9 protein-coding genes are annotated in these 10139 nt (G+C 72.0%); 8 read left to right on the forward strand and 1 reads right to left on the reverse strand.

Annotated features, from left to right (window positions below):
- The first annotated feature begins 293 nt into the window (after positions 1 to 293).
- From VE172_RS15720 to VE172_RS15730, 3 genes are all read left to right on the forward strand, one after another.
- Positions 294 to 890, forward strand: a complete 597-nt coding sequence (locus VE172_RS15720) for a hypothetical protein (RefSeq protein ID WP_324802874.1) — start codon at positions 294 to 296, stop codon at positions 888 to 890.
- An 87-nt stretch (positions 891 to 977) separates the two neighbouring features.
- Positions 978 to 1550 (forward strand): hypothetical protein, encoded by a 573-nt coding sequence (locus VE172_RS15725; RefSeq protein WP_324802875.1) that lies wholly within the window; start codon positions 978 to 980, stop codon positions 1548 to 1550.
- A gap of 227 nt (positions 1551 to 1777) precedes the next feature.
- Positions 1778 to 3424, forward strand: a complete 1647-nt coding sequence (locus tag VE172_RS15730; RefSeq protein WP_324802876.1) for a DEAD/DEAH box helicase — start codon at positions 1778 to 1780, stop codon at positions 3422 to 3424.
- Between the two features lie 10 nt (positions 3425 to 3434).
- Here the strand turns inward: VE172_RS15730 and VE172_RS15735 are convergent, their stop codons facing one another.
- Positions 3435 to 4859 carry a serine/threonine-protein kinase gene (locus VE172_RS15735; protein ID WP_324802877.1) on the reverse strand — a complete coding sequence of 475 codons (1425 nt, stop codon included), beginning with the start codon at positions 4857 to 4859 and terminating at the stop codon, positions 3435 to 3437.
- A gap of 152 nt (positions 4860 to 5011) precedes the next feature.
- On the opposite strand from VE172_RS15735, the gene VE172_RS15740 reads away from it, so the two are divergent.
- The 5 genes from VE172_RS15740 to VE172_RS15760 form a co-directional block, all read left to right on the forward strand.
- The gene (locus VE172_RS15740; RefSeq protein WP_324802878.1) at positions 5012 to 7261 is read left to right on the forward strand and encodes a HelD family protein; all 2250 of its coding nucleotides are present in this window, start codon (positions 5012 to 5014) and stop codon (positions 7259 to 7261) included.
- 34 nt (positions 7262 to 7295) lie between these two features.
- Positions 7296 to 8063, forward strand: coding sequence for a LamB/YcsF family protein (locus VE172_RS15745; protein ID WP_324802879.1), 768 nt, complete (start codon positions 7296 to 7298; stop codon positions 8061 to 8063).
- 5 nt (positions 8064 to 8068) lie between these two features.
- On the forward strand, positions 8069 to 8683 hold the full coding sequence (locus VE172_RS15750) for a 5-oxoprolinase subunit B family protein (protein WP_324802880.1): 615 nt from the start codon (positions 8069 to 8071) through the stop codon (positions 8681 to 8683).
- On the forward strand, positions 8683 to 9531 hold the full coding sequence (locus tag VE172_RS15755; RefSeq protein ID WP_324802881.1) for a 5-oxoprolinase subunit C family protein: 849 nt from the start codon (positions 8683 to 8685) through the stop codon (positions 9529 to 9531). Before VE172_RS15750 ends, VE172_RS15755 begins: the two co-directional genes overlap by 1 nt.
- A gap of 127 nt (positions 9532 to 9658) precedes the next feature.
- On the forward strand, positions 9659 to 10139 hold a 481-nt coding region (locus tag VE172_RS15760), incomplete at its 3' end, for an AfsR/SARP family transcriptional regulator (RefSeq protein WP_324802882.1).

Consider the following 10139-nt stretch of genomic DNA (forward strand, 5'->3'; position numbering starts at 1 on the left):
GAGCGCGCCGCCGCGTGCCGCGCCGCGGGCGCGGCCGGGGTCGCGGTGATGGGTTCGGTGATGCGCTCGGGCGACCCCGCGGGGGTCGTCCGCGGACTGCTGGATGCCCTGGGCTGACGTACATTTCGGACATTCCGCCGCGCCCCCGTCCCCGGGGATGACGGCCCCGTCCTGCCACGGGAGGAGACGCTCGTCTGGCGGTGGAGCGGCGAGTTCGTCCGTTGGCGCGACGATTCGCGCCCCCGAAACCTCTAACGTGTCCTTATCACCGTCAAACGTGCCCCGGAGGACACATGAGCTCCATGGAAAACACCAAGCAGCGACCCGGCGCGGTCACCACCGCCACCGTCTTGCAGATCCTGACCGTGGTGTTCGCGATCATCACCGTGGTCCTGAGCCTGAAGTACAACCACACGGTCGAGCAGGCCGTCCGCGACGAGCTGATCAAGCAGGGAGCCACGCCCAAGGACGCCGACACCGGTTCGGCCAGCGCCGTCGGCTCGGGAATCGGCACGGCCATCGGCCTGGCGATCCCGGTCTTCTACGCGATCCTGGGCTTTCTCAATCTGGGCGGCCGCAACTGGTCCCGCATCGTCACCTGGGTGCTCAGCGGCCTGACCCTGGCCTGCTCCGTGCTGGGCCTCGGGGCGACGGCGCTGCTGAGCAACATGGGCGGCGGCGGCAACTCCAAGATCGACGTCGCCAAGGCCGTCAAGGCCGGGATGGACGCCGTGCCAGGTTGGTACAGCGCCTACCAGCTCGTCTCGTCGATCATCAGCATCGTCATCGCCCTGGCCGTGATCATCCTGCTGGCGCTGCCCGCGTCCAACGCCTTCTTCCGCAAGCGGCCGCCGCAGGCGCAGCTGCCGCCCGAGGCGTTCCAGCAGTAGCCTTCCGTCGACCGGCGCCGCCCCCACACCTGCCGGGGGCGGCGCTTTTGGCGTCCGGGGTGAGCCACAGGCGGTAACGTCGGTCGCATGAGCACCACTCCGGCGCCGCAGCGGCGCGTATCGTCCGAGGCCCTGGCCCAGGCCACCGGCAAGGGATGGGAGGACTGGTTCGCCATTGTGGACGCCTGGGACGGCACGAACCGCACCCACACCGAGATCGCGCGCCACCTCACCGACGAACACGGCGTCGACGGCTGGTGGGCGCAGGGCATCACCGTCGGCTACGAACAGGAGCACGGCATGCGCCGTCCCGGCCAGATGGCCGACGGCACCTTCACCGCCAACGCCTCCAAGACCGTCGACGTGGCCGCGGAGATCGTTTTCGACCTGTGGGCCGACGAGGATCGCCGCGGCGAATGGCTCACCGACGACGTCCTGGCGCTGCGCACCGCGACCCGCCCCAAGTCGCTGCGCTTCGACTTCGGGCCGGACGATTCGCGGGTCTTGGTGGGGCTGTATCCCAAGGGGGAACACAAGACCGCCGTCCAGGTCGCCAACGAGAAACTCGGCGACGCCGAGACCATGGTGGAGCGAAAGGCGTACTGGAAGGGGCATCTGGAGGCGCTGAAACACGCCGCCGAGCAATACCGTCCAATGTGAACACAGCGGGTGGTGTGACCAAGCGCGCGGCGCCCGGGCCTTGGTCGATAGCGTGGCGTGGTCTACAGTTAACGACTGTTTGACCCGTAATCCGGCGCCGCCATCACCGAGCAGGCGCCAGCAATGCGCGTTCGCGGCAGCAGACCTCTCGAAAATCGCACCAGGCGATGTGGACGAGAACTCCTTCACCGGACGTGCCCCAACCGACCGTGGAAGGTACCTGCGCGATGACGCATGCTCACACCGAGCAACCCGACAATGACTCCCTCGACACCCCGGACTTCGCCGAACTCGGCCTGCCCGAGGCGATCGTGAAGACCCTGGCCAACAACGGCGTCACCACGCCGTTCCCGATCCAGGCCGCCACCATCCCCGACGCACTGTCCGGAAGGGACGTGCTGGGACGGGGCCGCACCGGCTCCGGAAAGACCCTGAGCTTCGGCCTGCCGCTGTTGGTGGCGCTGGCCGCCGACGACGTCGAGACCCAGGCCAAGCACCCGCGCGGCCTGATCCTCACCCCCACGCGGGAGCTGGCCATGCAGGTGGCCGAGGACCTCGACCCGTACGCCCGCGCGGTCGACCTCGACATGAAGGTGGTGTGCGGCGGCACGTCCATGCCCCGCCAGATCGAGGCGCTGCGGCGCGGCGTCGATGTCCTGGTGGCCACGCCCGGCCGCCTTCGCGACCTGGTGCGCCGCAACGTCTGCTCGCTCGATTCCGTGGCGGTGGCCGTCCTCGACGAGGCGGACCGCATGGCGGACATGGGTTTCCTGCCCGAGGTCATCGAGATCCTCGACCAGGTTCCCGCCGACGGCCAGCGCATGCTGTTCTCGGCGACGCTGGAGGACGAGATCGGCACCCTGGTCAACCGTTACCTGAAGGAGCCGGTGACCCACGAGGTCGACTCGGCGTCCTCCTCGGTGACGACCATGAGCCATCACGTGCTGGTGGTCAAGCCCCGAACGAAGTCCGCCGTCACCGCGGCGATCGCCGGGCGCGAGGGCCGCACCATCGCCTTCGTCCGCACCCAGCTGGGCTGCGACCGGGTCGCCGCACAGCTGCGCGAGGCCGGGGTGCGCGCCGACGCGCTGCACGGCGGACTCACCCAGCAGGCCCGCAGCGCCGTGCTCGACCGCTTCAAGGGCGGCTCGCTCGACGCGCTGGTGGCGACCGACGTCGCCGCGCGCGGCATTCACGTCGACGGCATCGACCTGGTGCTGCACGTGGACCCCGCCCGCGACGGCAAGGACTACGTGCACCGCGCCGGCCGCACCGCCCGCGCCGGGCGCAGCGGCACCGTGGTGACGCTGGCCCTGCCGCATCAGCGCAAGACCGTGTTCCGGCTGCTGGAGGACGTCGACGCCGAGGTGTCGCGCCACATTGTGGATGGCGCGTTCGACGCCGAGCTGGAGCGCATCACCGGCGCCCGGTCGCTGACCGACATGGAGGCCGTCCGGCTGGGTCGCGAGGCCGAACTGGCGCAGCGCGAGGCGGAGGAGCTGACGGCCCGGGCGGAGTCCCTGGCGCAGCGCGCGGCGAGGCTCAACGGCGAGGCCGCGCAGATGCGCGACCGGGCCGCCAAGGAGCGCTCCGGCGAGATCCCGATGCCCGCCCCCGACGCCGATTTCGGCGGTTCCCAGGACGGCGGACGCAAGCCGTACCGCGGTCAGGGCGGCGGACGCCGCGGTGAACGCCGCGACCGTTGGGGCGGCGGCGAACGCGGGGGCCGCGAGCAGCGCGGCGGCGGTGGCGGCCGGGGTCGCTTCGACGACCGGGGTCACTCCTCGCGCCGCGACAAGCGCGGCGGAGGGCACCCGTCGACTCGCGACAAGCGAGACGGCGGCCGCTCCCCGTGGCGCGACCGCCGTTCCTGACAAGACGCGATTAGACGCCGCAGTTGCCGTCGTCGATGTAACTGAGGTCGATCTCCGTATCGGCCGAAACCTCGGCACCGGCCTGCGGCGTCTGTTCGAAAACGGCGCACGCCGTGCCCGCGCCGCTCTGTGAGGGCTGCGGCACGACGTTGGTGAAGCCCTTGGAATCCAGATCGGCCAGGGCGTCGGCGATCATCGCGTTCTTCTCGTCGGGCATCAGCACCGTCTCGGGCGCGGAGGAGTGTTGCTCGCTGCTTTGCGCGTCGCTCGTGGTGTCGTCCTGGGTGTCGGTCTCCTCCTCGGACGAGGAGGAATCCTCCTTGGAGGACTTCGCCTGGGTGGCGTGCGTGGAGTTGTCGTCGCCGAGGTTGGTGCCGGGCTGCCAGGGCTTCAGCACCACCAGGGCGATGGTCACCGCGGCGATCAGCACCACCACGGTCAGCACCACCAGCCACTTCATTCCGCCCTGCTTTTCGGGCGGCTCGTCGTAGGGCTCGCGCTCCGGGGGGATCGGGCGGCGGGGCGGGGGAGAGGCGATGCGCGCGGTGGGCTGGGTCGGCGACATGACGCGGGTGGTGGCGCCCGCCGCCGACATCAGGGCGGTGGGCGCGTTGCCCGCGGCGACGTCGCGGCAGGCGCGCGCGAAGTCCTGGGCGGTGGCCCAGCGGTTTTCGGGGTTCTTGGCCAGCGCCTTGAACACCACGTCCACCACCGGCTGCGGCACGTCCTGCGGCAGCGGGGGAGGGGTCTGGTTCAGGTGGCCGTTGATGGCGGTGCCGGGGTTCTCGGCGGAGAACGGGGGCCGTCCGCTGAGGCATTCGTACGCGACCACGCCGAGCGAGTAGACGTCGCTGGCGGGGGTCAGCTCGTGTCCGCACAGCTGCTCGGGCGAGGTGTAGGCGACGGTTCCCATCACCATGCCGGTCTCGGTCATGCCCGCGTCGCCCTTGGCGCGCGCGATGCCGAAGTCCACCAGCTTGACGTTGCCCTCGCCGTCCACCAGCATGTTGGCGGGCTTGACGTCGCGATGAATGATCCCGGCGCGGTGGGCGGCGTGCAGGCCGCTGGCGGCGGTGGCGATGATGCGCAGCGTGTCCGCGGGCCCCAGGCGCCCGCGCTCGGCGATGATGTCGGCCAGCGACTTGCCCCTCACCAGCTCCATGACCAAATAGGACACCACCCCCTCGGGGGCGTTCTCCTCGCCGTAGTCGTACAGGCCGACGATGCCGGGCGCCTGGAGTTTCGCGACGGCCTGTGCCTCGTTCTGAAAACGGGCCCGGAAGGTGGCGTTTCCGGATAGGTTGGCGTGCAACAGCTTGATGGCAACGTCTCGGTTGAGTCGCGTGTCGAAGCCGCGCCACACCTCGCCCATGCCACCGCCGGCGATGCGGTCTTCCAGGCGGTAGCGACCCGCCACGAGTTCTTGCGCGCGCACGATGCTTCCTCTCATTTACGCATGCAGGTGGCTGATTATGGCATTCGTGGCCAGGGAGCCGCGTGGTGCGCTACATTTGGCGGTTCGTGCATAAAAAAGGACAGCCGAAAAATCGGCCGTCTTCCTGCGAGTTTACCAGAGTGGGAGTTGGGTTGTCAAACCGAGTGGACGCCGACCGGGACCGGGCGCTCGCCGAGGAACGCACCTACGTGGCGCGGTTGTACGCCAGGCTCGATGAGCTGCGCGAACGCACCGCCGAGCGCCGCGCCGAGGTGCTGCGGCAGCGCCCGGAGAATCCGCAGCGGCACCTGCTGCGCGAGGACGTCGCCGCCAGGTACACCGACGACATGGCCCGGCTCGCCGCGGTCGACAACGGGCTGTGTTTCGGGCGACTGGACTTCAACACCGGCGCCACCATGCACATCGGACGCATCGGCATGGTCGACGAGGAGCTGGGCCGCCTCCTGGTGGACTGGCGCGCCGACGCCGCCCGCGACTTCTACCTGGCCACCGCCGCCAACCCCGACGGCGTCACCCGCCGCCGCCAGATCCGCACCCGGCTGCGCGAGGTGGTGGACGTCAGCGACGAGATCCTCGACCTGGACGCGCCCCGCGACGACTGGCGCGAGGAGGTGACCGGCGAGGCGGCGCTGCTGGCCTCGCTGAACGCCGCCCGCGACGACCGGATGCACGACATCGTCGCCACCATCCAGGCCGAGCAGGATGCCATCATTCGCTCCCCGCTGGACGGCGTGCTGGTGGTCTCCGGCGGCCCCGGCACCGGCAAGACCGCCGTCGCCCTGCACCGCGCCGCCTACCTGCTGTACCAGCACCGCGAGAAACTCGCCGGGCGCGGCGTGCTCCTGCTCGGCCCCAACGCGACCTTCCTGCGCTACATCGGCGACGTCCTCCCGGGCCTCGCCGAGACCGACGTGCTGCTGCGCACCGTCGGCGACCTCTACCCCGGCATCGTCGCCGACCGCCGGGAGGACCCGCGCGCCGCCGCCGTCAAGGGCTCACCGTCCATGGTGGACGTCATCGCCGCGGCGCTTGCCGAACGCCAGCGCCTGCCCGAGCGGGCGGTGGACGCCAACACCGAGTACGGGCTGCTGGTGCTGGACCGCGCCACCTGCGCCGCCGCCCGCGACAAGGCCCGCGCGTCCGGCAAGCTGCACAACGCGGCCCGCGCCGTTCACAACGCCGCCATCATGGACGCGTTCGTCGACCGGGTCGCCCAGCGCATCGGCGCCGACCCGCTGGGCGGCGAGAGCCTGCTGGACGCCGCCGACCTGGCCGAGGTCCGCCGCGAGCTCCTCGCCGAGACCGAGGTGCAGGCCGTGCTGGACTGGCTGTGGCCCGAGCTGACGCCCACCCAACTGGTGTCGTGGCTGCTGAACTCCGTGCGGCACATCGCCGCCGCCGCGCCGCACCTGACTCCCGAGCAACGCGAGCTCCTGGTCCGCTCGCCGCACAGCGGCTGGGCCGAATCCGACGTCCCGCTGCTCGACGAGGCCGCCGAGCTGCTGGGCGAGGCCGACGACACCGCCGCGAGGGAACGCGAACGCCGCCGCCTGGCCTCGCGCCTCGCCTATGCCCAGGGGGTCTTGGACATCGTCACCGGTTCGCGCTCCATCGACCTGGAGGACGAGGACGACCCCGACCCGGAACTGCTGCTGGCCACCGACGTGCTGGACGCCCAGTTCCTCGGCGAACGCCACGTCGCCGACGCCTACCTGTCCACCGCCGAACGCGCCGCCGCCGACCGCACCTGGTCGTTCGGCCACGTCGTCGTCGACGAGGCGCAGGAGCTGTCGCCGATGGCCTGGCGCATGGTGATGCGGCGCTGTGTCACCCGCTCACTGACCATTGTGGGCGATCTCGCCCAGACCGGCGCCCTGGCCGGACCCGCCACATGGGGCGAGATCCTCGACCCGTACGCCCCGGGCCGGTGGCGCCGCGAGGATCTCACCGTCTCCTACCGCACGCCCGCCGAGATCATGGACGTGGCCGCGCGCACCCTGTCGCGGGTGGACCCGTCGCTGACCGCGCCCCGCGCCGTGCGCTCCACCGGCGCCATCCCCTGGGACGCCACCATCGACGCCAGCGAGCTCGAAGCCGAGCTGCGCAAGCACATCGACGCCGAGGCCGAGGCGATCGGCTCCGGCTCGATCGGCGTCATCGTCCCCGCCGGCCGCGTCGGGGCCGCCGCGATCCACGCCAGCGGGTCGGTGTCGGTGCTGACCGTCCGCGACGCCAAGGGCCTGGAGTTCGACGCCGTCATCGTCGTCGACCCCGAGGCCGTCGTCGCCGAATCCCCGCGCGGCCACAGCGACCTCTACGTCGCCCTGACCCGCGCCACCCGCCGTCTCGGAATCCTGCGCGTGGCACCCGAAACCGATTAGCCTGGTACATCATCGACACCGCGCGGAGGTCGTCATGGCGCAACGACACATCGACCTCAACGCCGATCTCGGCGAGGGCTTCGGCGCGTGGACCATGGGCGACGACCGCGGGATGCTGGACATCGTCACGAGCGCCAACGTGGCGTGCGGTTTCCACGCCGGCGACCCGTCGATCATGCGCGCGGTGTGCGAGCGCGCCGTGGAGCGGGGCGTCGTCATCGGCGCCCACGTCGGCTACCGCGACCTGATCGGCTTCGGGCGCCGCCGCGTCGACGTCGCCCCCGACGCGCTGGAAAACGAGGTCCTCTACCAGGTGGGGGCCCTCGACGCCGTCGCGCGGGCCGCGGGCGACCGGGTGCGATACGTCAAACCCCACGGCGCCTTGTACAACGCGATCGTCGCCGACGCGCGGCGGGCCGCCGCCGTGGCCCGGGCGGTGCGCCGCTTCGACGCGGACCTGGCGGTGCTGGGGCTTCCCGGTTCGGCGTTCCTGGATGCCGCCGCCGACCGGGGTCTGACGGCGGTGCCCGAGGCGTTCGCCGACCGCGCCTACACCGCCGAGGGTCATCTGGTGCCGCGCGGCCACAGCGGCGCCGTCCTCGACGACCCCGGGGCCATCGCGCGGCGGGTGACGCGGTTGGCGCGCGAGGGACGGATCGTCAGCGTCGACGGCACGCCGGTCGCCTCGCCCGCGCGATCGGTGTGCGTGCACGGCGACACACCGGGCGCGGTGGAGATCGCGCGGGGCGTCCGCCGCGCGCTCGATGAGGCGGGCGTGACGGTCGCGCCGTTCGTCCGGTGAATCCCATGCGGGCCAAGCGATACGGACAGCACGCCGTTCTGATCGAAGTGGACGATCTGGACGAGGTGGTCGCCCTGCACGCCGCGCTGCTTCGCGACCCGCCGCCGGGGGTCACCGCCGCGGTTCCGGCCGCGCGCACCGTCCTGGTCCGCTACGACCGTCGTGCCACCACGATGGACAAACTGGTGTCCGCCGTGGCGGAGCTGCCCAGCGGCGCACCCGACCCGAAAAGTCAAGCGCCGGTGGACATCCCGGTGTGTTACGACGGCGCCGATCTCGACGAGGTCGCGCGGCTGTGCGGTCTCGACCCGGGCGACGTCGTCGCGCGCCACGCCGCGGGGGAGTACCGGGCCGCCTTCGCCGGGTTCGCGCCGGGCTTTTGCTACCTGACCGGACTCGACCCCGCGCTGCGCGTGCCGCGCCGCGCCACCCCGCGCACCGCGGTCCCGTCCGGCGCCGTGGCGATCGCCGACGAGTACACCGCGGTGTATCCCCGGTCCTCGCCCGGCGGCTGGCACATCCTCGGACGCACCGCCATGTCGATGTGGGACACCCATGCCCGGCCCCCCGCGCGGCTGGCGCCGGGGACCCGGGTGCGGTTCACGGAGGTGACCGCCTGATGGAGGTCATGGCGTCGGGCGCCCTCACCACCGTCCAGGACCTGGGCCGCGGCGGGCTGACCCACCTGGGGGTCGGGCACTGCGGGGCCGCCGACCGCGACAGCCTCACCCTGGCCAATCGCCTGGTGGGCAACGCCGAGGGCGCCGCCGCACTGGAGACCACGCTGGGCGGGCTGGTGGTGCGTTTCGACCGCACCACGCTGATCGCCGTGACGGGGGCGGTATGCCCGCTGCGCCTTGGCCATCGACGCATCGACATGAACGCGCCTGTATACGCGCGACCCGACGACATCCTCCACATCGGAACCGCCACCGCGGGCGCCCGCGCCTATCTCGCCGTGCGCGGCGGCGTCGACGTGCCCGCCGTGCTCGGCTCGCGCTCCACCGACCTGCTGTCGGGCCTCGGCCCCGCCATCGTGCGCCCCGGGCACTGCCTGCCCGTCGGCGGCGACGCGGCGTCGCCACCGGCCGTCGACCACGCGCCTCCCCGCCGCCTGGGCGCGTCCACCCTGGACGTCGTCCTCGGTCCCCGCGACGACTGGTTCGCCGCCGACGCGCGGTCCATATTGCTCGCCGAGCCGTTTCGCGTCACGCCGCGCGGCAACCGCGTCGGCGTCCGCCTCGACGGCCCGCCGCTGCGCCGCCGTGTCCGCGACGAGCTGCCCCCGGAGCCCCTGACCTGCGGCGCCATCCAGGTGCCGCCCGACGGCCAACCCCTGCTCTTCCTCGCCGACCACCCCGTCACCGGCGGGTACCCCGTCATCGCGGTGCTGGCCGACGCCGACGTCGCCGCGGCCGCCCAGCTGCGACCCGGCGACGACGTCCGCTTCCGTCTTGCCGTGCCCTGATGTCGCTGGGTAACATGGACGCTTCACGGAGAGAGCAAGCGGGAGCGTTTCCACGCTGGGGCGGTGCCCGACCGACCACGTTGTATAGTCCGGTCGGTATTTTCGTCCACGATCCAATGGAGAGGTAGTGGAGTTCAGGATTCTCGGCCCCCTCGAGGTGCGGCGCGACGGCACCAGGGTCGAGATCCCCGGCCGCCACCGACCCAAGCTCCTGGCCGCCCTGATCCTCGACGCCGGCCGCGTCGTGACGATCCCCCGCCTCGTCGAGGTGCTGTGGGGCGTCCACCCGCCCGACACCGCCCGCCGCCAGGTCCAGAACACCATGGCCGCGCTGCGCCGCGACCTCACCGCCGGCGACGTGCCCGCCATCGAGTCCACAAGCGAGGGATATCGGGTTCCCAAGGGCGGCAACGCCATCGACGCCCACGCCTTCGCCGACCTGGTGACCCGCGCCCGCGGCGCCCGCCACCGCGACGCCCCCGCCGACTCCCTACGCCTGCTGCGCGAGGCCCTCGACCTGTGGCGGGGCGACGCGTGCGCGGGCATGTCGAGCGACATCATCCAGGCCGCGGCGGGCCGCCTCGACGAGGCCCGGCTGTCGGCCATCG

Source organism: Stackebrandtia sp. (assembly GCF_035643755.1).
Taxonomy (GTDB): Bacteria; Actinomycetota; Actinomycetes; order Mycobacteriales; family Micromonosporaceae; genus Stackebrandtia.